This window comes from Brevibacterium spongiae (genome assembly GCF_026168515.1).
Classification (GTDB): domain Bacteria; phylum Actinomycetota; class Actinomycetes; order Actinomycetales; family Brevibacteriaceae; genus Brevibacterium; species Brevibacterium spongiae.
Genome location: NZ_CP093443.1, coordinates 3,132,851 through 3,156,848 on the forward strand (window position 1 = coordinate 3,132,851; position 23,998 = coordinate 3,156,848).

Annotated in this window: 17 protein-coding genes; 7 read left to right on the forward strand and 10 right to left on the reverse strand. The window is 65.0% G+C overall.

Features of this window, described 5'->3' with window-relative positions:
* Positions 1-4 precede the first annotated feature (4 nt).
* Together L1F31_RS14120 and galE are read right to left on the reverse strand one after the other, a co-directional pair.
* Positions 5-1,153, reverse strand: coding sequence for an FAD-dependent oxidoreductase (locus tag L1F31_RS14120; RefSeq protein ID WP_265417908.1), 1,149 nt, complete (start codon positions 1,151-1,153; stop codon positions 5-7).
* A 66-nt stretch (positions 1,154-1,219) separates the two neighbouring features.
* Complete coding sequence (galE, locus tag L1F31_RS14125; RefSeq protein WP_265417909.1) at positions 1,220-2,212, reverse strand: UDP-glucose 4-epimerase GalE; 993 nt, start codon at positions 2,210-2,212, stop codon at positions 1,220-1,222.
* Between the two features lie 259 nt (positions 2,213-2,471).
* Between galE and L1F31_RS14130 the strand changes: the two genes are divergently transcribed.
* Positions 2,472-3,518, forward strand: coding sequence for a hypothetical protein (locus L1F31_RS14130; RefSeq protein ID WP_265417910.1), 1,047 nt, complete (start codon positions 2,472-2,474; stop codon positions 3,516-3,518).
* A 5-nt stretch (positions 3,519-3,523) separates the two neighbouring features.
* Here L1F31_RS14130 and lhgO read toward each other — a convergent pair whose 3' ends face one another.
* Positions 3,524-4,738, reverse strand: coding sequence for an L-2-hydroxyglutarate oxidase (gene lhgO, locus L1F31_RS14135; RefSeq protein WP_265417911.1), 1,215 nt, complete (start codon positions 4,736-4,738; stop codon positions 3,524-3,526).
* A gap of 478 nt (positions 4,739-5,216) precedes the next feature.
* Here lhgO and L1F31_RS14140 point away from each other — a divergent pair, with 478 nt between their 5' ends.
* Entirely contained in the window at positions 5,217-9,005 is a 3,789-nt protein-coding gene (locus L1F31_RS14140) for a choice-of-anchor G family protein (protein WP_265417912.1), read from the forward strand.
* Positions 9,006-9,178: 173 nt separating this feature from the next.
* On the opposite strand, the gene L1F31_RS14145 is transcribed toward L1F31_RS14140, so the two are convergent.
* Positions 9,179-10,708, reverse strand: coding sequence for a deoxyguanosinetriphosphate triphosphohydrolase family protein (locus L1F31_RS14145; RefSeq protein WP_265417913.1), 1,530 nt, complete (start codon positions 10,706-10,708; stop codon positions 9,179-9,181).
* A gap of 136 nt (positions 10,709-10,844) precedes the next feature.
* Between L1F31_RS14145 and L1F31_RS14150 the strand changes: the two genes are divergently transcribed.
* Positions 10,845-11,393: an STM3941 family protein gene (locus L1F31_RS14150; protein ID WP_265417914.1), complete on the forward strand. Its 549-nt coding sequence runs from the start codon at positions 10,845-10,847 to the stop codon at positions 11,391-11,393.
* A 27-nt stretch (positions 11,394-11,420) separates the two neighbouring features.
* Here the strand turns inward: L1F31_RS14150 and helR are convergent, their stop codons facing one another.
* Positions 11,421-13,580: an RNA polymerase recycling motor ATPase HelR gene (gene helR / locus L1F31_RS14155; protein ID WP_265417915.1), complete on the reverse strand. Its 2,160-nt coding sequence runs from the start codon at positions 13,578-13,580 to the stop codon at positions 11,421-11,423.
* 150 nt (positions 13,581-13,730) lie between these two features.
* Positions 13,731-14,390 carry a hypothetical protein gene (locus L1F31_RS14160; protein ID WP_265417916.1) on the reverse strand — a complete coding sequence of 220 codons (660 nt, stop codon included), beginning with the start codon at positions 14,388-14,390 and terminating at the stop codon, positions 13,731-13,733.
* A gap of 224 nt (positions 14,391-14,614) precedes the next feature.
* Between L1F31_RS14160 and L1F31_RS14165 the strand changes: the two genes are divergently transcribed.
* Positions 14,615-14,794, forward strand: coding sequence for a hypothetical protein (locus L1F31_RS14165; RefSeq protein WP_062245423.1), 180 nt, complete (start codon positions 14,615-14,617; stop codon positions 14,792-14,794).
* 71 nt (positions 14,795-14,865) lie between these two features.
* On the opposite strand, the gene L1F31_RS14170 is transcribed toward L1F31_RS14165, so the two are convergent.
* Positions 14,866-15,615, reverse strand: a complete 750-nt coding sequence (locus L1F31_RS14170; protein ID WP_346732467.1) for an aminoacyl-tRNA hydrolase — start codon at positions 15,613-15,615, stop codon at positions 14,866-14,868.
* Between the two features lie 240 nt (positions 15,616-15,855).
* On the opposite strand from L1F31_RS14170, the gene L1F31_RS14175 reads away from it, so the two are divergent.
* The 3 genes from L1F31_RS14175 to L1F31_RS14185 all read left to right on the forward strand — a co-directional run bounded on the left by L1F31_RS14175 (position 15,856) and on the right by L1F31_RS14185 (position 20,114).
* Complete coding sequence (locus L1F31_RS14175) at positions 15,856-16,917, forward strand: alpha/beta hydrolase fold domain-containing protein (RefSeq protein ID WP_265417917.1); 1,062 nt, start codon at positions 15,856-15,858, stop codon at positions 16,915-16,917.
* 107 nt (positions 16,918-17,024) lie between these two features.
* Positions 17,025-18,218, forward strand: a complete 1,194-nt coding sequence (locus L1F31_RS14180; RefSeq protein WP_265417918.1) for a phosphatase PAP2 family protein — start codon at positions 17,025-17,027, stop codon at positions 18,216-18,218.
* A 195-nt stretch (positions 18,219-18,413) separates the two neighbouring features.
* Positions 18,414-20,114, forward strand: a complete 1,701-nt coding sequence (locus L1F31_RS14185; protein WP_265417919.1) for a DEAD/DEAH box helicase — start codon at positions 18,414-18,416, stop codon at positions 20,112-20,114.
* A 23-nt stretch (positions 20,115-20,137) separates the two neighbouring features.
* On the opposite strand, the gene crtI is transcribed toward L1F31_RS14185, so the two are convergent.
* The 3 genes from crtI to L1F31_RS14200 are packed head-to-tail and all read right to left on the reverse strand — an operon-like array spanning position 20,138 to position 23,894.
* Complete coding sequence (crtI, locus tag L1F31_RS14190; RefSeq protein ID WP_265417920.1) at positions 20,138-21,703, reverse strand: phytoene desaturase family protein; 1,566 nt, start codon at positions 21,701-21,703, stop codon at positions 20,138-20,140.
* Positions 21,700-22,626 carry a phytoene/squalene synthase family protein gene (locus tag L1F31_RS14195; protein ID WP_265417921.1) on the reverse strand — a complete coding sequence of 309 codons (927 nt, stop codon included), beginning with the start codon at positions 22,624-22,626 and terminating at the stop codon, positions 21,700-21,702. The genes crtI and L1F31_RS14195 overlap by 4 nt, the downstream gene beginning before the upstream one ends.
* Positions 22,623-23,894: a polyprenyl synthetase family protein gene (locus L1F31_RS14200; protein ID WP_265417922.1), complete on the reverse strand. Its 1,272-nt coding sequence runs from the start codon at positions 23,892-23,894 to the stop codon at positions 22,623-22,625. Before L1F31_RS14200 ends, L1F31_RS14195 begins: the two co-directional genes overlap by 4 nt.
* Positions 23,895-23,998 lie beyond the last annotated feature (104 nt).

Consider the following 23,998-nt stretch of genomic DNA (forward strand, 5'->3'; position numbering starts at 1 on the left):
CGCCTCAGGACGAGGCCGACGCACCCACACGGAATCGCTCCGGCACTCGGCCAGCACCGATGGCGAGATCGGCGGCGAACTCTCCGAGCAGCGGCGCGAACTTGGCCCCGTGACCCGAACACGCGGAGACGACGACAAGCCCGTCGACCTCGTCGATGACGAAGTCCTCATTCGGGGTGTTCGTGAACAGGCACGTCGTCTCCGCATACGGCTCGGGCACGACCCCCGGCAGAAAGCACTGCGCGTAGTCGATCATCCGCGTACGCATCTCCTCGGTGATCTGCCCGTCCTGGTCGAGCGCCGAACCGATCACGCGTCCGCCGTTGAACTGGGCGAGCTTCTGCCCGGCGAAACCGGCATCCCGCCCACCGGGCAGACCATAGGTGAACATCTCACCGGATTTGTGGATGAACGTCGGCCACACGGTCGCCGCTCGGCCATCGGCATCGGCATCACGGTAGGGCATATGGAAGGCCTGCTCCTGTCGAACCTCGAACTGCGGCAGCGCATTGAGAAACCCCTCCGGAAGCCCAAGATCGCCGAGGAGGGCAGGCAGCCATCCGCCGGCAGCGACGATGACACGGTCACCTTCGATGACCTCCCCCGTCGCCGAGGCGGCACGGAAGCCGCCCGCAGATCGTCGAGTCACCTCAGTGACAGTCCAATCGGTGAGGATCCGAGCCCGACCGGTCGCCACGGCGAGGTCGAGCAGGGTCGTCACTGTGGTCTCGGCATCGATGACCCCGGCATCCGGATGCCACAGGACCTCGGTGTCGAAGGTGAACTGCGGCCAGCGTTCGGCGGCGCGCGCCGGGTCGAGGACCTCATGATCGACACCGACCGTCTCGAAGATCTCGGCGAGCAGGCTGGTGTGCCGGGCATCGCCGTGGTCGATGGCTCCGGTACGGGTGATCAGTTCGGTGCCCGACACCGCTTCGAGCTGATCCCAGAGTTCCCGGGATCGCACGACGAGTTCGGTGTAGAGCTGGTCGGGGTAGGCATAGCGGAAGATCCGTGCCGAACCGTGCGAGCTGCCGCGGTCGTTGGCCGGGGTATGCCGTTCGACCACGGTGACGTCCTCGCCCCGCGCGGTCAAAGAATAGGCGGCTGCTGCACCGGCCAGTCCGGCGCCGACGATGATGTGGTGGGTCATCGACTCACCCTTCCCGTCCAGCCCAGACCGACCCTCGCGCGGGCCGACCTGCCCTGCCTGTCACCATCACTTCTGCTCGGGCAGCATCCCGGCGGCCTCGACGGCGCTGCGGACGATCTCCTCGAGCCCGAACTCGGCCTTCCAGCTCAGCAGTGCTGAGATCCGGGAGACATCGGCGACCAGCGCCGGCGGATCACCTGCGCGACGCTCGCCCATTTCGGGGACGATGTCACGGCCGGTCACCTCGGCGATGGTGTCGATGACTTCCTTCACCGAGGCACCGGTTCCGGTGCCGACGTTGAAGACGGTCTCCGTGGTGCCGCCGGACTTCATGTAATCGAGTGCAGCAATGTGCGCCTCGGCGAGGTCCTTGACGTGGACGTAGTCGCGGATGCACGTACCGTCGGGGGTGTCGTAGTCGTCGCCGAAGATGATCGGGGCCTTGCCGTCTTTCATCCGGCCGAGCACGATCGGGATGAGGTTCATGACTGCGGTGTCGGCGAGTTCCGACCAGCCGGCACCTGCGACGTTGAAATAGCGCAGCTTGACGGCGTTGAACGCGGTTCCGCGCATCTGTGAGGCGGTGATCTGGTTGTCGATCATCCATTCGCCGATGAGCTTCGTCTGCCCGTAGGGGTTGATGGGGCGGCAGTCGAGGTCTTCGCCGACCATCTCGACGTCGGGCATGCCGTAGGTGGCGGCCGAGGAGGAGAAGACGAGCGATTCGATGCCGGTGGCCTCCACTGCCGCGAGGATGTTCGTCAGTGCTCCGATGTTCTGCCGGTAGTACATGACCGGTTCCTCGACGGACTCACCGACCTGCTTCTTCGCAGCGAAGTGGATGATCGAATCCACGCCGTGTTCCCTGATCGCATCGACGAGGCGGTCAGTGGCGTCCGGTGCAGCCAGGTCGAGGTCGACGACGGACAAGCCGTCGACCCGGGCGGCGATGCCGGTGGAGAAATCGTCGACGACGAGTACGTCGTCACCGCGTTCGTTCAGCAGCCGCACCACGTGCGAACCGATGTAGCCTGCCCCGCCGGTCACCAGAACTGCCATGCGCCGTATCCTCCTACGTCACGAATGCTTGCCCACGATCACGCCGACCGAAATCCGGCCGACACGTGGGATATGCAGAGTTGCATCAGATATGTTCCCAAGAATACGTGGTCACCCTGACACGACGCCTCCCGGCCACCTCCAGACCCGGTGGGAACGCAGTGTGGAATCGGTTGAAATAGGGGCCTGCGGGTGGTCACGCCTTTCCCAGTCCTGCGACAGTGGAACCGAAATCCCCGACCAGGCAGGACCACCCCCTATGCATGTGCTGCTGATCTCCGATCCCGGGCCGCCGAACCGCCGCATAGCCGCGATCAAGGACGAGTTCGAGAGTCTTCTGCGTGAGGACTTCGACGACTCGGCGCGGGTGGACTCGTGTGTCGAGACCCTCCGCGTCCGGCCCGACCATCAGCTGGAGTTCTCGACCATCGACGCCCTCGTCGCCGGGTATCCTGAGGCCGATCTCGTCATCATGTTCACGGGCATCCCCCGGCACACTCAAGGCAACCCGCTCATCGCCGAGGTCCTGCCCTCCCGCCACGTCGCGGTCGTCTCCGGCCCCACCCTCGGGGCGCTGTGTTCGCGGAAACGGCTGCTGAAGATCCTCATGAGCTGCAGCAACCAGATGCTGCCCACCGGTCAGATCGCTCAGCGACACCGTCTGCCCAGGTGGGGCGAGTGGACGAGCAGCGGCACGGCGGGCCGACGCACCCTGCATGCCCACACGTTCACCGGTGGTCCCAGGCTCGTGTCCGGAATGACGATGGCCAATGAACCTCTGCGCATGGCCTCGAAGCTCTCCCGCGCACTGGCAGCGGCGTCTGCCACCGGCGCCTTCGGCATCTTCTACAGCTCCATCTGGCAGATGGCCCATCACCTGTCGACGCTGCGTCTGATCTCGATCGGCATGATCGCCATCGTGGTCATGGTCAGCTGGCTCATCACCATCAACAGACTGTGGGACCGGCCGGTCAACGAACGGCTGACGCAGGTCGTCTTCTACTACAACCTCTCGACAGTGCTCACGCTGCTCATCTGCGTGGCCGCCCTCTACGCGTGCTTGGTAATCGGGATTCTTATCGGAAGTCTCGTCATCATCGATCCCGATTTCATGGCCAAGATCATCGGTCGCCCGCACGCCAAGTTCTCGAATTACCTCGACATCGCGTGGCTCAGCGCCGCGATGGGCGTCGTCGCCGGCGCCCTGGGGTCGAGCTTCGACGACGGCGCCGACGTCAAGAACCTCACCCACGTCCAGCGGCTGCGTTCGCGTGTCTATGTCGCCGAGACCGACACCGCCGACTGAGCGTCCTACCCGTCGACTGCGAGTTCGACGAGGTGTTCGGCAATGGCCAGCGCCGAGGTGGCTCCCGGGGAAGGTGCGTTCCTGACGAATATGGAGGCTCCCGCACGATCGATGACGAAGTCATCGACGAGGGTGCCGTCGCGTCTCATCGCCTGTGCACGGATTCCGCGGGTGGCGCGGCGTCCGCCCGCCCCGGCGAGGTCCGGGACGTAGCGGGCCGCCTCGGCGACGAATTTCTCGATCGACAGGACACCTGGCAGCTCCCGGGCGGCGGTGGCCATATTTCCTGCAGCGAAGCGCCAGAATCCGGGGTCGGCGGCCACGGCCAGGGAGTCGGGGATATTGAAGCCGAGGCCGCGGTACCCTTCGCGGGAGAAGGAGAGGAAGGCGTTCGGGCCGATCATCAGCCCGCCGTCGATGCGGCGGGTCACGTGCACGCCGAGGAAGGGGTATTTCGGGTCGGGCACGGGGTAGATGAGCCCGTTGACTGTGTCGTTGTAGTCCGCGTCGAGGATGAAGTACTGCCCGAAGAAGGGCACCACGGTCGGTGTGCGGCTCTCTCCGGAGCGGGCGGCCAGGCGGTCTGATTGGAGGCCTGCGCAGACGATGACGTGGTCGAATTCCTGGGAATCGACCGGGGTGCGGACGATCGCGGTGTCGGTTCCGGTGGGGCCGCCTCGGCGAACGATGTTTTTCACCGGGGTTGAGAAGCGCACGCGCCCGCCGCGGGCGCGGAAGTCGGCGACGAGGGCTTCGGTGAGGCCGGGATAGTCGATGATCGCGGTGTGGGGTGAGTGGAGTGCGGCGAGGCCTTCGGCGTTCGGTTCGATCTCTTGCAGGCCGTCGCGGTCGACCAGCGCGATGTCGGGCACGCCATTGGCCAGTGCACGGTCGTGGATGGCGTGGAGACGGTCGACTTCGACCTCGTCGGTGGCGACGACGACCTTGCCGCATTCGTCGACGGCGACTCCGTGTTCGTGGGCGAAGTCGGTGAGCAGGGAGACTCCGCGTCGGCAGAGTGTGGCTTTGAGGCTGCCGGGTTCGTAGTACAGGCCGGCGTGGACGACACCGGAGTTGTGGCCGGTCTGGTGCGCGGCGGGGTGGTCTTCTTTTTCAAAGAGGGTGACATCGGCGGAGTCGTGGCGGTTGAGGATCTCTCGTGCCACGGCGGCACCGATGATGCCGGCCCCGATCACAGCCCATCGCGTCTTTGTCGCCATGTCTCAACTCCTTCGTCGATCTCCGTCGCTCCTGCCGGTTGAGTCGACTGTAGGTGCTGACGGGCCGTCCGGTGGGGGCCGTCCACACCACGGGAGTCGTGATCTTGCTGGTCACCGCTTGGTCACGAGTCGACGGCGAAGCTCGGACTGTGTACCTCAATCCGTGACAATCACGACCTGCCGCAATGACACGACTATGACTGTGACACATTTCCGGGAAGGAGGATCACCGGCACTCCATAGGTCTGTCACCTGGAGTTTTATAGCGCAAGACCTGCACGATGCCTACATCATTCAGCACCTGCAACAGCAGCTCAGCCCTACCTTGGCGTAACTATAACGACGAGGTAACTTTTCTTGTGATTCACTGATTACTTTTTGATTACTCCGTAATGTTGTGAGAGATCTGTCAGGAAACTGCCCGTTTCCTTCCAGGCCCTGCCCGGAAACGATCAAGATCCGAACGATGTGGAGAACCATGAGAATACTGAGAGGCCGGCCCGGAACCGGTCGAAAGTTTGCAGTCGGCACAGTCGCCGCCGCGTCGGCGCTCGCGCTGACTGCAATGACCGTGTCCCCGGCGGCTGCCGCCGGCCGACCAGACAATGGACCACAGCAGGACGCTGAGGCCTGGGGTCAGCTGATCCAGTCTGAACTGTTCAAGGGTCAGCTTGCGGACGTGGCGTCTGCCTACAGCAGCTCCCCTGACAGCACCGAGGCTGTCTCGACCCCGCTCGATATCGAGGCGCTCAATGCGCTCAAGATCGATCTCGGAAATGGAGTGTCTCTGCCACTGGCCAGCACTCCCGAGGGCAATGGCCTGCTTCACCTCGGCAACACTGGTGTCCTAAATGCCTACGGTCACGCACCCGAGTACAACAGCGCGAAGGCCAGTGCCGGTGCCGTGGGGTCTGACGGTTCCCTCAACCTCGACGACATCAACAACGGCGACTACGGCAATGCAAGTGTCGACCTGACCGCGGTCCTCGGGCAGCTCGGACTGGACGGAGTCACCGACCAGGTCGTCGATGATCTCAGCCTCGAGCTCGGCGCGATCGCGTCGACCGCAAACAGCAACGGCACGGAATACACTCCAGAATACGTTGTCGCGGATGGCACGCTGACTGTTTCGAGCCCTGCTGTCAAAGGAATCTCCGACGCGCTCGATACCGTCGTCGACGGAACCGGTGGCACCCTCGAAGAAGTCATCGGAGACGAAGGCCTCCTCAACCAGCTCGCCGGCATCGGTCTTGATGTCAACCTCGGTCGTGTCGGCCGAATCGCCATCGGCGGCGACGACGCAAAGGTCTCAGTTGAGGTCCGCGACGCACTCAACAGCGTTGTCGAAAACGTCGTCAAGGAGAAGCTCGAAGACAAGTCCGGAATCGTCTCGATCGATCTGGCCTCGGGCGAGATCGCTATCGACCTGGCCAAAGTCGTCGAAGGTGGCAACGGCGAAGACCTCAACGGACTGGATCCGAACACGCAGGTTCTGACCTCGGACACGATCTCAAAGATCACAACCGCGGTCTCCGATGCGCTCGGGGAACTGACAGGCACCCTCACCGACACTCTCACCGATGCACTCAACAATGTGCATCTCAAGATCGAGCTACCTGCAGAGATTCGAGCTCTAGTGCCGATCGCCAATGGCGAGATCGTCATCGACGCCACGCTTGGTCAGCTGGCCGGCACTGATGACAGCGATCCGAAGATCTCGACCACGCTGGATCTGCTCGGCATCATTCCGTTGGGCGAGCTCCTGAACCTCATCACCGAACCGGTGCTCGACGCTGTTCTCGGAATCACGAAGCCCCTCATCGGAGACATCCTCGAAGCCACGGTCGAAGAGGTCTCAGGCTCTGTCACAGGCATCATCGACCCGATCCTCAGCTCGCTCGATCCCGTTCTCGAGGCTCTCAACCAGGTCGTCGATCTCACGATCAATGAGCAGTCGCCTGTGCCGGCCAAGCAGGAGGGTGCTAGCGCTCAGTCTGCGCTTGAGAACAGCTACGTCGATGGCGATAACGGCGACGGCTTCACCGTCAATGCCGTGAGCCTTGAACTGCTTCCGGCAGCGAATGCCATTGACATCAACCTCGCTTCGTCTTCTGTCCGTGCGACTGCCGATGCTCCTGATGAGCCCGGCGACAACGACGCGAACACCAACGCCTCGTCTTCGGCTGCAGCCTCGGCAGACGCGGATGACGACAGCAATGCATCTGCCGAGGCCGCTGCGGACCCCGCCGCGATGGCGGATGCGACGACCGCAGCTTCAGCTGCGGCCGACGAAGATGCCACCGCCGCAGCTGAATCTGCAGCAGATCCGGACGCGTCGACCACAGCATCGGCCGATGCCACGACCGACCCGGATGCATCGTCGACGGCAGCGGCCCAGGCCGCGGCCGACCCGACTGCAGACACGAATGATGCTGCCAATGCTGATACCTCGGCTGCAGCTGACGCTGATCCCGCGGCCTCGGCCGCAGTAGCATCCAATGCAACGTCCTCGGACGATGCCTCGGTTGCCGCAGCAGCTGACGCTGACACGGCAGCGGACCCGGACGCCGAAGCGGCAGCCGATCCCGATGGCGCAGCGGACCCGGATGCCTCGGCAGCCGAAGAAGCTGACACGAACACCAACGCGACAGCATCCGCAGCGGCATCGGCTGAGGCAGACTCGGACAACAACGCAGCAGCAGAAGCAGCCGCAGTAGCAGCCGCCGACGCTGATGCCAACGACACCGCATCCGCAGCAGCTGACGAAAACGCTGAAGCCGCCGCTGAAGCAGCAGCCGAAGAGGAAGCCTCAACCACAGCATCAGCAGATGCCACCGAAGAGGACAACGCCTCGGCTCAGGCCGCAGCCACTGCAGCGGCCAACGCGGACAATGAGGACGATACGAACGCCGCCGCAACCGCAGAAGCGGACGCCGATCCGGCCGCAGCCGCCAACACGGCAGCCACGGCCGATTCGTCCAGCGAGGCATCTGCAGAGGCAGCCGCGAATGCGGATGACTCGACCATTGCCGATGCGTCTCAGGAAACCACGGCTGATGCCAATGCCTCGGCATCCGCAGCAGCTTCGGCTGAGGCAGATTCGGACAACAACGCAGCAGCAGAAGCAGCCGCAGTAGCAGCCGCCGACGCTGATGCCAACGACACCGCATCCGCAGCAGCTGACGAAAACGCTGAAGCCGCGGCAGAAGCAGCAGCCGAAGAGGAAGCCTCGACCACAGCATCAGCAGATGCCACCGAAGAGGACAACGCCTCGGCTCAGGCCGCAGCCACTGCAGCAGCCGACGCAACGGACGAAGACTCCGCCAACGCTGACACCACAGCAGCGGCGAACGCCGACTCGGCAGCAGCAGCATCTGTTGCAGCGAACGCGGATTCCTCTGCCGAAGCTTCAGCAGAGGCAGCGGCAGAAGCGACGACCGAAGCCGATGCTTCGGCCGATCCGGATGCGGCAGCCGATCCCGATGCTGCAGCGGCAGAGGAAGCTGACACGAACACCAACGCGTCAGCATCCGCAGCAGCGTCAGCTGAGGCAGATTCGGACAACAACGCAGCAGCAGAAGCAGCCGCAGTAGCAGCGGCCGACGCTGATGCCAACGACACCGCATCTGCAGCAGCTGACGAAAACGCTGAAGCCGCGGCAGAAGCAGCAGCCGAAGAGGAAGCCTCGACCACAGCATCAGCAGATGCCACCGAAGAGGACAACGCCTCGGCTCAGGCCGCAGCCACTGCAGCAGCCGACGCCACCGATGAGTCCTCCGCAAACGCTGACACCACAGCAGCGGCGGACGTCGACACGGCAGCGGCCGCCACCGCAGCGGCTAACGCCGAAGCATCGAGCACAGCGTCTGCCGAAGCCACAGCCGACGCCGATGGTGGAGCAGCCAGTGCCGCCGCAGATGGCGACGAAGCAAACGCGTCCGCCGACGGTGACGAGGCCAACGCCTCAGCCGACGGAGGAGCAGCCAGCGCTTCGGCGGATTCCGAGAAGGCCGCCTCGGCGAACTCCTCGGCATCGACTGACGCCGGATCCGCAGCGAACGCTGGTGCGTCCGCCAACGCGACTTCCGGGGCGAACGCCTCGGCCGGTTCGAGCACGAACGCCTCGGGCAATGCCGATGGAGACCTGCCGCGGACGGGTGCCGAAGGCATCCCGGCCATGGCCGGATTCGCGGCACTGCTCATCGCCGGTGGCGCAGCAGCGGTGTGGGCAACCCGCCGCTACCGCGCCTCGGCAGGCAAGCACTGACGTGCACAGGCGCTCAGCGTCCGGGTCCGAAAGCCCGGACGCTGAGGCCGGCCCAGCCTCCCGGCTGAGCTGAACACAGCAAACACAGCAAACGGCGGGATCGAAGAGAAATCTTCGGTCCCGCCGTTTCGTGCGTACGCCGCCGTTTAGTGCATCAGCCGCCCGCCAAAAAACTACAACCCGCGCCCGGCCTCCCACGGCTCGTCGGAGGCACCGGTGATCAAGGCGTTGACCGACATCGCCTGCGCATCGGTGAACGAAGCGATGTAATCAACGACCGCCCGTGCTCGGCCTCGCCTGGCGATCCCGGCCGCTCCCTCCTCCCCCAACGCCTCAGGGTTGCGCGCGTACAGATCCGAATACTCCTGCGTCGCCGCCTCGACGGAATCGACGAGGCGCCGCGGAATCCTCGTCGCCTCCTCCGGATCGAGCAGCCACTCGTGGAACCCCTCGACCAGGGAGGCGATGATCCGCGTCTGTCCGCGCTGATAGACAGCCAAGTCGGACCGTTCGAGAACGAACCTCGAATGCACGAACTTGAGCACCACGACGTCGTGCCACGCCTCCTGACTCAGCCGCACATGACCGCTGCGCACATGCGGGTCCGGGTCCACGACGATCGACGCCTGCAGCCGGTCGATCCACCGCCGAGTGAACCCGGTGACCGCCCGATCCGCCTCCAATCCCCCGTCATACGGAACCCCGAGCAGCCCTTCGACGAGGTCCCTGTTGACCCGCTCCACCGACGCCCGGAAGGCTTCTTCTGACACGATCCACGGATCCTTCTCCCGAATATGCCGCCGGATCGCCTCGAGTGCATGCCCGGGCCGGCGCCGATCCAACTCCGCAGAGTCCAGGCTCGCCAGCTCGGCACAGTCACGCAGCCACCGCCCGAGCTCGGCGGACACGGCCGTGTACTGCAGCACGTTCGACCGGTAGAAATCGTCGAGGTCATGCACCGCGTACGCGATATCGTCGGCGACATCCATGACCGAACACTCGAGCGTCTGCTGATAGCGACCGATCGCCGGGAACACCGACAGCACATCGGCCATCTCATCGACCTCGGTGGCATAGGCAGAGAACTTCATCGCCCCTTCGTCCACCTCATTGCCGACCCCGCGCGGCATCCGCGCCGCCGACGCCGTCTGATCCCCGCTCCACTCCCCGCGCTCCCACGGATACTTGAGCACCGCAGCCCGAATCGCGCGCGTGAGGTTGAGACCGCGCGCCGTGGCCTCGCAGCTGTCGAGCGCGGTGAGAATCCGAAACGTCTGCGCATTCCCCTCGAACCCGTCATCGAGGCGCAGCACCTGCCGCGACACCCGGTCGAGTTCCTTCTCGCCGAGGTGGCCGAACGGCGGGTGCCCCAGATCGTGGGCGGCTGCGGCCGCCTGGACGACAACCGGATCACATCCGCCGAGGCGGTTGACCGTTTCCCTGGTCGCCTCGTTCGCGTTATTCAATGTGATCGCGATCGATCGGGCCACCGCGGAGACCTTGAGCGAATGCGTCAGCCGGTTGTGGATGACCGTGCCGGACCCGGCCTGCGGAATGACCTGGGTGACCGAGGCCAGGCGGGAGAAGAACGGGGAGAACCGGATCCGTTCGATATCGACGCGGAACTCGTCCTCTCCGGGACGGGCCTCCTCGGTGACATTGCGGTCGCGACCTCCGGACAAGTGAAATCTCTGGCGTTCCATCTCACCAGCCTACCGATTGGCACCGGCCCACGCGGAACGGAACACCGGCGGCAAGGCGACCGAGATCCTTCTCTACACTTTTGTAGTGGGCGAGGTCCGGAGTCTGGCTCCGACGCTTTCAGGAGGACAACACACGATGTCGGCGAAGAACAGCGCTGCGGCGCGGTGGGCAGCCACCTTGGATCACGGCAAGACCGTCGGTCTGCGCAACTCCCGCAGGAGTGCCGCCGGGCTGCTGCTCATCTCCCTCCTCTTCGTCGTCTCCGGTCTGTGGATGGCCTTCGACGACGACGGCATCTTCATCGCGATCATCGGCTGGATCGCCGTCATCTTCTTCGGTTTCGGCCTGATCGTCTTCGTCGGTCGACTGTTCTCCTTCAAGCCGTCCGTCACCGTCTCCACCGTCGGCATATCGAGCCCGACGACGGCACGGGCAGGTACAGTGCCCTGGGCCTCGATCCTCGAGGTGCGCACTGTCCGTCAGAATTCCAACACCTTCATCGAGATCGCCATCACCGAGGATGAGGCCATGCACCAGTCGGCCGCCGGACTCGGAGTGGCCACCGCGGTGAATGAGGACGGCAGCGAACAGCCGGTACTCTGGCTGCCGAATGGATTGAAAGCGAACTCAGAGGAGCTCGTCGCCTGGCTCGATACGGAGCGGAAAACACGTGGTTCAGCCTGAGTCTGCCGACCACCTGCTCGGCCGGCTCTACCTCACTGTGGACGCGTCCGTCGCTATCACCAATTCAGCGGTTGCCCGGGTCATCGACACATAGCGATCCACGCCTCCCTGTATCCCGGTGCCGAAGGTGTCCGGGTCCACGACAATCACCAGATCGAATTCCAACCCTTTGACCTCGGCCGGGGCCATCACACTGACTCGCTCAGCCTCCGCGAAGTTCCACGAGGCCGGTGACGCTGTGATGACACAAACCGTTCCCTCGCGGTGCGAATCCAACCACGAGTCAACCAGTGATGGCACTTCGTCCACCCGGCTGCATCGGACCGAATTTCCCGATTGCCGCACCGATTGCGGCACGTTCGCGTGCGGGAGGACGGCACGGATCACCGGTTCTGCCGCGGCCATGACCTCGGCGGGGGTGCGGTAGTTGATGCTGAGGCGAACTTCGCTGATGGTGAGGCCGAGCTCGTTCATCCGTTCGTCCCAGCTCTGGGAGAATCCATGTCGCGCCTGTGCCCGATCGCCGACGATGGTGAAACTCTTCGACGGACACCGGTCCAGGAGCATGTGCCACTGTGCATCGGTGAGTTCCTGCGCCTCGTCGACGATGATGTGGCCGAAAGGGCCGGCCAGGCGATCTGCATCGGGAATCTCCCGCCCCGAGGGGTTGTCCAGTGCGCCCCGCAGATCATCACCCCTCAGCATCGTCATCTGCTTCAGTTCGCTGTCGTCTGCGGCGATGAGGTCCTCAACGACGTCGGCCATCCGGTCCTGTTCGGCCGCCGCTTCTGCCGCGGCTCGGCGCTTCCTGCTCAGATCGGCTGGATCGCCGATGCGGCGCCTGGCAGCGTCGATGAGCGGGACATCGGCTTTCGTCCAGGCCCTGGGATCGGCGCGCTGAAGAGAGGCTGCCTCCTCCTCGGTCAGGTCGGGAGCAGCCAGACTCAGGTAGGCCGGGACACTCCACAGATCGCCGACGATGTCCAAGGGGTCGAGAATCGGCCAGGCGGTGCTCAGGGTCGCCCGCAGGTCGGGGTCCTGACTGAGGTGACGGCGCACCTCGAGAGGTTCGGCGTCCTCATCGGCGTCGACGGCCGCCTCGGTGAGAATCTCCAGCAGTTCGTCCCAGACCTGATCACGAGCCGCGTTGTGATCGACGTCCGCATCGACAGAGGTGAACGCCGCCGCCCAATCACCCGGCGTAACGGTGAGGTCACCGCTGACAGTGTCGATGACCATGGCGGTGGTGGGCGGTTCCTCATAGATGCTCACCGCCCGCTCGATGACCGCACCGGGGTTCAGATTCTCCTTGAGGCGAGCGCTGCGATCGTCATCCTCGGCGGTGGCACCCTCCTCGACCAGGTCGTCGAGCGTGCACAGACGAACACCGTCTTCGCCGAGGCGGGGCAGAACGTCATCGACATATGACAGATACGTATGGTTGGGTCCGATGAAGAGCAGTCCTCCTCCCCTGGCGATGCTGGGGTCGCTGTAGAGAAGGTAGGCGGCACGGTGCAGGGCGACCACGGTCTTCCCGGTTCCGGGCCCGCCGTCGACGACCATCGGGGCATCGGCCGGCGCGCGGATGATCGAATCCTGGTCAGCCTGGATGGTGGAGAGGACATCGTGCATCTTCGCTGACCGGCTCGTGCCCAATGAGGCGATGAACGCTGACTGATCATCGAGGGACGCGGTGTCGTCGGCGGTCGCCGAGGTTAAACGTTCGTCCCAGTAGTCCGAGATCAGACCGTTCGCCCAGCGATAGCGGCGCCGTGTGGACAGCCCCATCGGGGAGGCGAGTGTGGCGGCGAAGAACGGCTTGGCCATGGGCGTCCGCCAGTCAACGAGCAGGGCGTGTCCGTCCTCGTCGCGCAATCCCATACGGCCGATATAGACGGTGTCTCCGGACTCGGCAAACACCATTCGCCCCAGACAGACATCGAGGTCGAAGCGGCGCAGCACGTTCAGGTCGGACGACAGTCGGTGGATCGCGGTGTCCCGTTCGAGTGCTGCTTCGCCGCTGCCTCCGGACGATCGGCGGAGTTCTGCGAGGCGGGCCTCGAGCGTGGCGACTTCACGGTCGAGCTGACTGGCGATGCGGGCGAAGTGGTGGTCATCGGCGGCGATGAGATCCGCGGTCCCTTTAGCGGACAGGCGGGCGGGCAGGTCGAAGACAGTGGCAGGCACACAGGCTCCTTGATCGGATTGATCGGAAGAGGGAAGACACCATTGTTCCCGCTGATAGGGGCCTTGCGGCAAGGCCCCATCCGTGGCATATTCTGATAATGGCAGGCACCCTGGAACTCGCCCCTCGGGCAATGCCGGGCTAGCTCTGCCTCACTTCTCGTTGTCCCCTTCGACTCGCTGCCATAAGGGCCGTTGCCCTCCCGTTTGAGTGTTCCGTGACCAGGTAGTGCGCCCGGTGATGGTCAGCCACAAGCCGGCGATGGACATCAGGAGGCCGCCGATGAGTCCCGCGCCCGAACGACGACCGGCCTCTCCAACGATGAATTCCTGGGTGGCTCCCACGAGGCAGATCACTCCGAAGATGAGGACTGCCATGCCAATGAACCGCAGCACCGTCTTCGAGCGACCGAAGGCGAAGATCGACAGGTAGCCGACGAGGAGAAGGAGGGCGCCGAATCCGACGATCGTCTTGAACATCGTGTCCTCGGGGTCATCAGCGGCGGTAACGAGGCAGAAGATGCCGAGCCCACCGAGGACCGCCGAGGGTATGACGAAGATCATCGTGATCGCGGAGACCGCCTCGGTGAAGGAATGCGCTCGAGCCAAACCAGACGAGATCGGCTGGTCGTGCTTCTGCTGCCGGGTGACACGGACGTCGACGATGATGGCGGTGATCGGCCACCCGATGAGCACGAGGACACCGAGGATGATGAGAGGGATCGCGACCGCCTCGGCGACGCGGACGAGCAGTGCCCCGCCGATGATGAGGATGAATCCCGGTGCGAGGAAGGTGAACAGGTTCTCTCGCATCCGGTCTCCTCGTCTGTGGCGTGCCGCGCAGGCGACCTGCTGCTCATTCAGTATGACAGCCGACCTCAGCGAACGGTCTCGCCCCCACAAATCCCCAATTGCTACCTGACGGCGGCCCAGCAACCTGGCGCGAGGTTGCTGGGCCGCCGTCAGGTAGTAAGGGGATCCCTTGAGACTCAGATCACAGCATCGTAAGGTGAACATACCTATAGGAGGTGGTCACAATGACCGGAGTCAATGAAGATTTCTACCAGCCCCAGACCCATCCCGGCGACATCATCGAAGTCGAAGACGAAGAGACCGGTGAAATGGTCAAGCACATGATCTACCTCGACGAGTTCGGCAACGGCACGAAGACACGGCCGTTGAGCGAGGAAGAGCTCAAAGACCTCGACGACGCCTGAGTCTTCCCTCGCCGAGGCGGCTTCCCCCCACTTCCCGACTCACCGACGACCCATGGGGGTCAGTCGCGCCCTCACCAGCGGGCGCGGACGGTTTCTGTGGGTCCGTCGACTTCCGTGAAACCGGCGTCGACGACGCTGATCTGCTGGTCGTTCGCCGCCCACGATTCTCGGCTTGCCGTGATCACGCGCAGGCTGAACTCGGATTCGCGCCAGCGATTCCGCACATCGTCGGGCATCTGCTCGTACGCCAGCTGCGCAGCATGACCGCATTGGGCGGCGGCCTTCCCGGTCGTCAGCGTCAACGCAGGTGAGAGTTCGATCGTCACGACCGCTTCGGCCGCGGACACGGAGCTCTCTCCCTCATCCGGGAATTCGGTGCCGCCGACCTGGAGCTTCTTCAGCTCAGTCGGCAGAGGTTCGACGGGTCCGGGGGCGAACACGAGCGCCTCGGCGGGAGCGAAGTCGTCGGTGCCGCCGAAGGTCACGCTCACACACCCGAGGGCACGTGCGTCCTCGAGCTTCTTCCCGTCGCCACGGCGCACGACCTTGCGGATGGCTCCGTCCCGCCAGTATTCAACGGCCTCATTCCATTCCCCGCCCGGCTGCGAACGCGGATCGTCGAGGAAGGTCACGACGGCGCGAGAGGTGGCCTCGAGGACGTCGACATGGCGGGCGATGGCGGTCTTGGACCGACGCACGACGATCGGCAGGGACCACGGGATGTCGTGGTCGGTCTCGTGCCGGCGCATGTGATCGGTGCGCAGATTCTCGGTCGGCACATCGCCAGGCTGCGGATGCCCGGGCTGCATGCTGTCGGTCAAGGTTTCGCTCCTGCAATGTCAGTGTCCGTGAGGATTGTCGTTCGGGGTGCGGGGCCGCCGGTGCCGCAGTCCCATAGTCATAACAGTCGCGACCGCCGGATATTCCGCGACACCGCCGATGCGCGCCGCACGGTCCCGCCGTCGCACCCGAACCGCTGGCCCCTCCGCTTGATGACCAGGTGCCCTCGCTAAGCTGGGAGGCATTGCCGCCGACCAAGAATGAGGCTGATGATTCCAGGCGTGACCGTCGATCCCGCGCTCACCGATGCGCTGCTCGCCACCATCCCTGCCGACATCGTGGCGTCGATGTCGCCCCAGATGCGCGAGGTCATGGCCATCCAGGCCACCCGGGCCGACGACTGCCGCCGGGCCGGTGAGGACTTCGCCGCTGCCGCCGGCGTCCTCTCCCCCGCCGCGCGCTCCTTGGCTGCCCAACGCGCCGAGTATCGGGCCGAGCGCACGCTGTGGAACGAAGGCGGCCCCACCATGGCCCGCACGGATGATCACCACGTCCGAACCGCCGGGGTCGACGTTCCGATCCGCATCCATCGCCCCACCACCGAGGCGGTCCTTCCCGGACTCGTCCTCCTCCACGGCGGCGGGTTCAGCCTCGGAGACCTCGATACGCACGACCGGATCATGCGCGTGCTCGCCGCCGCCGGCGGCTTCGCCGTGATCGGAGTCGACTATTCGCTCTCACCGGAAGTGAAATTCCCGCAGGCGCTGCACGAATGCGCCGGAATCGTCGACCACCTCGCCCGTCACTGTGAGGAGTTCGGCATCGACGGAGAACGTCTGGCCATTGCCGGAGACTCCGCTGGGGCAGTCCTGACCCTCGGCGCCGGTCTGCTGCTGCGCGATGAGCCGGAGACCATCGGTGCGAACCCCGAGAGTTACTCGGCTCTGCGCGCCCTCCTGCCCATCTACGGCAGCCACGGGCTTGTCGACTCGGCCAGCCGCAGGCTCTACGGCGGTGACTGGGACGGCATGGGAATGCACGACCTCAGCAGCCTCCTCGGCGACTATCTGCCGACGCCGGAGGACGAGCATTCACCGCTGGTCGCGCATCTGACCGCCGACCTGACCGGCCTGCCACCGGTGTTCGTCGCGGCGGCCGGCCTCGATCCGCTGCGCGATGACAGCCGGGCGCTGGCCAGGACCCTGCAACGGGCCGGCAACGACGTCCGCTTCGAGGAGTACCCGCATGTGCTCCACTCGTTCCTCCACTTCGGTCGAGTCCTCGATGACACCACCATGGTGCTGCACAATGCCGCCGGGTTCGCGGCACGGCACTTGAGCTGATTTCGACACTCGCCTGCCCCGCCGGCGCGGGCGAGAACGGGGCTCCGGTCAGCCGCCTCCGAGGAAAATCCGAAGATGTACTAAAAGTGAATTACTACGGTGTTCCGATGACCAGATTGCGACGTTGGCCCTACACCTTTGCCATGGTGCTCGCTCTCCTCGTCGGAGCGGCCGCCGTGTTCTCCTCCCTCTTCCTCGATCTCCCGCTGCGAGACCCCGACGGATTCCTCGGCCCCTCATACATCCGTCTGCCTCTGCTGATTCTCGGATTCATCGGCGCCGGGCTGATCGTGGAAACGGTGAGGCGAAACGGGTGGCGAAATCTGCCGACGTCTGTCGTCGACATCGCAAAGAAGGAGTGGAACACCCACCGGCTGCTGTGCATCGGCGCCGGGCTGCTGAGTTTCTACGTCTGCTACGTCGCCTACCGCAATCTCAAGAGCGTGCTGCCGGTGTACCGCGAGGGCACCCTCTTCGATCAGCAGCTGTTCCGCCTCGACCATTGGCTCGCCGGCGGCAACACTCCGGCCGTGCTCCTGCACGAACTCCTGGGGACCGGCATTGCGGCAAACCTGCTGTCGATCGCGTACCTCGCTTACCTGCCTCTCATTCCGATCAGCCTCGGCGCGGTCCTCGTGCTCAATCGCAGACTCGCCGTCGGCGCTTGGTATACGACGATGTTGAGCCTCAATTGGGTACTCGGCACTGTCAGCTACTATCTCCTGCCTTCGGTCGGTCCCGTGTTCAGCCACCCGGAGGTCTTCCGGGCGCTGCCCGACACCGGAGTCAGTGAGCTCCAGGAATCCCTCATCGACACTCGCCTCGACTACCTCAGCAACCCGATCGGAAGCGATTCCATCCAGGGTGTCGCCGCGTTCGCTTCGCTTCACGTCTCCGTCACCTTCGCCGCAGCACTGTTCATGACGCTGACCAAACAGCATCGCGCCGTCCAGGTGTTCACCTGGATCTTCTTCGGTGTGACGGTCGTAGCCACGCTCTACTTCGGATGGCATTACATCCTCGACGACATCGCGGGCATCGGCATCGGCTGGGCTTCGGTGATGCTCGCCGCTCGGGTGACCGGACATCGCCGAACCCGTCCGAAGCCGGTCGCGCCCGCACCTGAGCTCTCGGATTCGACCGTGTCCCTCCCCCTGCCCGACACCGTGCCCAGCTCAGTGACCGATGCCGTGCCAGACACGGAATCCGACGCCGAGGCGGCCGCCCGCGGACCGCTCGATCCGATCCCAGAGGACGCCCCGGAGCTGGCACCCGACGAGCGCGTCGAGCGACCGGCATAGGCTCTTCGTAGACAGTCTGCGCGCCGGCGGATTCTGCTCCCAGCGCTGCCGGCAGTATACTGAAAGTACTTGCGATCCCGTTTTCGGGTTCCCTGCGTCGTCAGGACGCCTCGTCTCTGCAGCTGGGTGATAGCACCCGCGCATTTCCGAAGCCGTTTTCTCTCGGCGATCGAGAGCGCCGACAGCGCTCATTCCATGACCGGAAGCGGCTGCCTGCCACCTATTCACGGCACCGGCACGCCCTCCGGCACGTCGAAGGGCCACCCCATCACTACTTCACAGACACGCACCAATCCCCGCAGCACCCGCACTCGCGGAGGCAGCAACCGCAACGCCAACACAGGCAGCACCGGCAATCGCACGAAGAAGGCCACCCCGGCACCCACCTCGTTCGCCGAACTCGGTGTCCCCGCCAAGCTCGTCGACTCCCTCGACCGTGAAGGCAAGACCCAGGCCTTCCCCATTCAGCAGGACACTCTGCCCGACACGCTGGCCGGCCGCGATGTGCTCGGCCGCGGAAAGACCGGGTCCGGCAAGACCCTGGCATTCTCCATTCCACTCGTCGCCCGCCTGGCCGAATCCGTCAAGGGTTCGCAGAAGTTCCGCCATCCGCGCGGACTCGTGCTCGCTCCCACCCGCGAACTCGCCACGCAGATCACCGAGGTCATCGACCCGTTGGCCAAGGCCGTGGGCCTGCGGACGACGACGATCTTCGGCGGCGTCAAACAGCGCCGCCAGGAGAACGCACTCAATTCCGGCGTCGACATCGTCGTGGCCTGCCCCGGCCGCCTCGAGGATCTGCTCCAGCAGGACATCCTCACGCTCAAGCACATCGAGGTCACCATCCTCGACGAGGCCGACCACATGGCTGACCTGGGCTTCCTGCCCGGCGTCACCCGCATCCTCAAGCAGACCCCGACCGAGGGGCAGCGGATGTTCTTCTCCGCCACGCTGGACAACGACGTCGACAAGCTCGTCCGTCGCTTCCTCCACAACGAGGTGCTGCACTCCGTCGACGAGGCGACCTCGCATGTATCGGCGATGACCCACCACGTGTTCGAAGTGTCGAACGACGACAAGAACGAGCTTGTGCACAAGCTCGCCTCCGGCACGGGCCGCCGCATTCTCTTCACTCGTACGAAACACCGCGCCAAGCGCTTCGCCCGCCAGCTCACCGCTGCTGGCATCCCGGCCGTCGACCTGCACGGAAACCTGTCTCAGGGTGCCCGCGATCGCAACCTCGCCGCGTTCACCAATGGTGAGGCGAAGGTGCTCGTGGCCACGGACATCGCCGCCCGCGGCGTCCATGTCGACTCCGTCGAGCTCGTCGTCCATGTCGATCCTCCGACCGAGCACAAGGCCTACCTGCACCGTTCCGGACGCACCGCGCGTGCCGGCAGCGCAGGTGATGTCGTCACGATCATGACTCCTGACCAGCGCAAAGATACCCAGATCCTGCTGCGCAAGGCCGCCATCAAGGCGACCCCGCAGAAGGTCACCGCAGTGTCTCCCGAGGTGACCGAGCTCGTCGGTGAGATCGCCGAGTTCGTCGCCCCGCAGCCGAAGGAACCCGTCCAGCCGCGCAAGAAGACCGAACCGGCGAAGTCCGGTGGTCGTTCGTCCCGTCGCCGAGGCGGCCGTGGCGGACGCGGTGGAAGCGGTGGCACCGGTTCCGGCCAGGGCGGTCGAAACAATGGTTCCGGTCGCAGCAGCGAAGGCAACCGCCGTCGCGAGTCTGCTCGCGGCAGCCGCACCGGCGGTCAGGGTTCAGCTTCGCGCTCCGGTCAGCCGGCCAACCGCCGTTCATCCGATTCGCGCGGCACGAGCCCGGAGACCCGTCGCCGCAATCGCGTGCGCACCGGAGGCTCCGAACAGGTCTACTCGACCAGCAGCTGAGTCCAGCAGAGCACCGGCGCACGTCACACGGGCGTCGGGCCTGCCGAGTGATCGCCGCGAATTCGTTTGGCCACGACCTCGGCGCTGATGAGGCACATCGGCACACCGATCCCCGGCGCAGTCGTTGCTCCGGCGTAATAGAGCCCGTCCACGCGTCGTGACTGATTCTGCATCCGCAGAAATGCGCTCTGCCGGAGGATGTGCGCCGGCCCGAGCATTCCGCCCTTCCAGGAGTGGAAGTCCCGAGCGAAATCGGCCGGGCCGAGGGTTCGCCGCAGTCTGGTCCGAGAGCTCAGGTCCTCGATTCCGGCCCACTGTTCGATGCGCTCGATCGCAGCATCGACGGCCGCCTCGAGGACGGGACTTCCCTCCCGGTCCGATCCCCCGTGGCCGATCTCCACGTCCGCCGGAACCGGGATTAGAACGAAGAGATTCTCACACCCATCCGGTGCGACCGCAGGATCCGTGGCGCTGGGTTTGCACACATACATCGACGCCGGCTCGGGGATCTTCTGCTTGGCACCGAAGATCGCCTGCAGGTTCTCCTCCCACTCATCGGTGAAGAACAGCGAATGATGATCGAGTTCGGGCAGGCTCCCGTCGACGCCGAGCATCGCAATGATCGCCCCGGGTCCGCTCTCGACCTTCGACCACGCCGCTTCGGGGTAGCTGCGTGATTGCGGCGGAAGCAGCTCGGTCTCCGTATGATGCAGGTCGGCCGCAGACACGACGAGGTCGGCCAGCTCCACATGCGATCGACCATCGGAATCGGTCCAGCGGACTCCGCTGACGACCGTTCGACCGCGTCGATCCTGTGTCATCACTTCGGTCACCTCCGCCGAGGTGACGACCGTGACCCCGGCCCCACGGGCCAGCGCTTCCAGACGTTCGACGACGGCCCAGAATCCACCCATCGGATAGAAGACGCCCTGGTCCAGGTCGAATGCGCTCAACAGGTGGTAGATCGCGGGAGCGCGATTGGGGTCGGTGCCGAGGAACACCGCCGGATACGTCAGGATCCGACGCAGGATCGATTCCTCGAACCGCCGCTCCACGAATTTCGCAAGCGGCCGCAGCAGCAATCGGGTCAGCTGCGGCAGAGACCGGAGAACGTCTCGGCCGATGGCCGGCCTCAGCTTCGCGAAGGGGTTGTAGAGGAACCGGTTGCGGGCGACTTCGGCTGTCAGCCCCGCGGATCGCACATACTTCCGCACCGCGGCACCCCCTCCCGGCTCGATGCTCTCGAACAGATCAGCTACCGCATCGATCCCGTGCGGCACTTCCACGCTGCGCAGACCGGTGACATCATCAGGCTCCGAGAAGACCCGATACCCGGGGTCGAGGAGCCGCAGATCCAGCTGCTCATCCGTGCTCGTGCCGAGCAGTGCGAAGAAATGGTCGTAGACCTCCCGCATGAGGAACCACGATGGTCCGGTGTCGAACCGGAATCCCCGATCCTCAACACTGCCCGCGCGCCCGCCGAGGCTGCTGCCTCGATCGAGGAGGGTGACCTCATGTCCGTCGCGGGCCAGAAGCGCCGAGGTGGCGAGACCGGCGATTCCCCCGCCGATGACGATCACCCGACTCATCGCTTCGCCCCCATCCGCATCTCGCAGATCGTCCGGAAGAAGAGTGCCGCCTTATGTGGGCCCGTCACCCTGATCCGCCGCCGCGGCAGCTCCGCGGCCGGTGTCTGGGCCAGACTGTCGGTCAGTGCCGAGAACAGGCGCAATGCGGACAGGACTGCCAGGCGGGCGTCACCGGGCAGCAGCGGAATCGTCTGCGCGGCGGCAGCGATCTGTTCGCGGATGGCGACGATCCAGCGCTCCTTCGTCCGGTCATCGACCGTGCCTTCCTCGGTGAGGTAGCTTCGCCCCAGACGCTGCGTGTCGTCACCGAGGTCGCGGAGGAAGTTGACGTTCTGGAAGGCGGCACCCAGGTTGCGGGCACCGTGTTCGAGGGTGCGTTCCTCCTCCGGCGAATACGACTCGTCACGAGCGAAGACCCGCAGGCACATCAGCCCCACGACTTCCGCGGACCCGTACACATAGTCGGCATGTTCCTTCTGGCCGAAGCCGACCCGCTCCTCGGCGCCGGCGGCAGAGTCCCCTGCGGACGGTGTCTGCAGGTCGGTCCGCATGGAGGCGAAGAACGGGCGGGTCAGCTCGTCTGCGAACCCGGAGTCGCGTGCGGTGCGGGCGAAGGCGTGGATGATGGGGTTGCTGCTGTAGCCCAGGCGCATCCCGCTCTCGGTGTCCGCTTCGAGTTGGTCGAGCATCCGATGCTGCTGTTCGGCGGGGATGCCCGCTTCGGTCGCCACCCCGTCGACGAGCTCGTCCGCCACCCGCACCAATGCGTAGATGTTGCGCACATGGTCCCGGTGGCGAGAGCCGAGCAATCGCGTCGCCAGGCCGAAGGACGTCGAGTAGGCGCCGATGACCGACCGTGAGATCCGGTCCGACACGAGGGAATAGCGTCCGAGTGGCCCCAACCGGTCGAGGTCCCGCTTCATGATCGCCTCCCCTTGAGTGTCTCGATGAGGTCGTCGATGAGCACGGACATCTCCGGACCGATTCCGGCCGGTTCGGTCGCGACGAGTGCCCGCGCATTGTCGGAGAGTTCGTCGATGAGCACGCGCACCTCTCGGTCGGCCCCACACTCGGACAACAGCGATCTCACCTTCGCTCCCTCGCTCTCGCTGAGCTCTCCTGTGCCGAAATGCGGTTCGATGAGCGGCCAGACAGCCGACCCTCTGGCGATGGCGATGAGAGCCGTCTGCTTGCCCTCACGCAGATCCGAATAGGCGTCCTTGCCATGGTCGTCGGGATGGCCGAAGGTCGAGAGCAGATCATCCTGGAGTTGGTAGGACAGTCCGAGCATGGCACCCACCCGGCCGAGAACGGCCTCGACATCGGCGCCGAGACCGGAGATGATCGCGGCGGACCGCAGCGGCAGTTCGAAGGAGTACGTCGCAGTCTTCTGGCGGCTCATCTCCACCACGTCTGCCAGGTCCGCCCCGATGTGCCCGGCACTGAGCGCCACGTCCGTCAGCTCACCGGCCACCGATTCCGTCACGGCCCGATCGAACTGCTCGATCAGTCGCTCACCGGCATCGCCGGGACGGACTTCGCTGAAGACGATCTGCTGCGCAGCCGACAGAAGCAGGTCGCCGATCAGCATCGCCGTGCTGCGTGCCGCCTGCAGCAGGGCTGCATCCGCACTCGGATCGGCCGCGGTGCCGTCGGCAGCCCGCCAGTCCTCGAGCAGCAGACCGATGAAGTTCGGGCGCCCACGGCGCATGAGGTCACCGTCGATGACATCGTCGTGGAGAAGGAAGGCGAAGTGCAGCAGCTCGATGGCTGCCGCAATGCGCAAGGCCCGGGCCCTCGCCGCAAGCGCGCCGTCGATCGCGGCCTCCGGTCCACGCGGTCCCGCCTCGGAACCCGGTCCCGCCTCGAGGCGCGAACCCTCCTCGAGACGCGAACCTTCCTCGAGACGCGAACCCTCCTCGGGACGCGGGCTCTCCTCGGCACGCGGGTCTGCCTCGGTGAGGGACTCAGGGAACGCCGCGGAGGCGAGCGCATCGAAGGCGCCCATGAGCAGTCGCGGTCGCAGCAGCTTTCCGCCGAGCAGAAGGCTCGAAGCACGGTCCCACGCTTCGACGATCGCCGGGCCCAGTGCCGCCACTCGGTCAGCACGGGAGTCGAGCACACGCCGCACCTCGGACTCGATGTCGGCGGTGACGGGGGGTCCGAACCCGACGCCCTCGGCAGTAGTCATCGGTGAGTCCTTCTGTCGATCTGCAGTAACCTCAACGATATACTACACTTTAGGTTAATATATGCACGGAGTTATTCTTCAGCGTTCAAGGGATGAAAATCAGT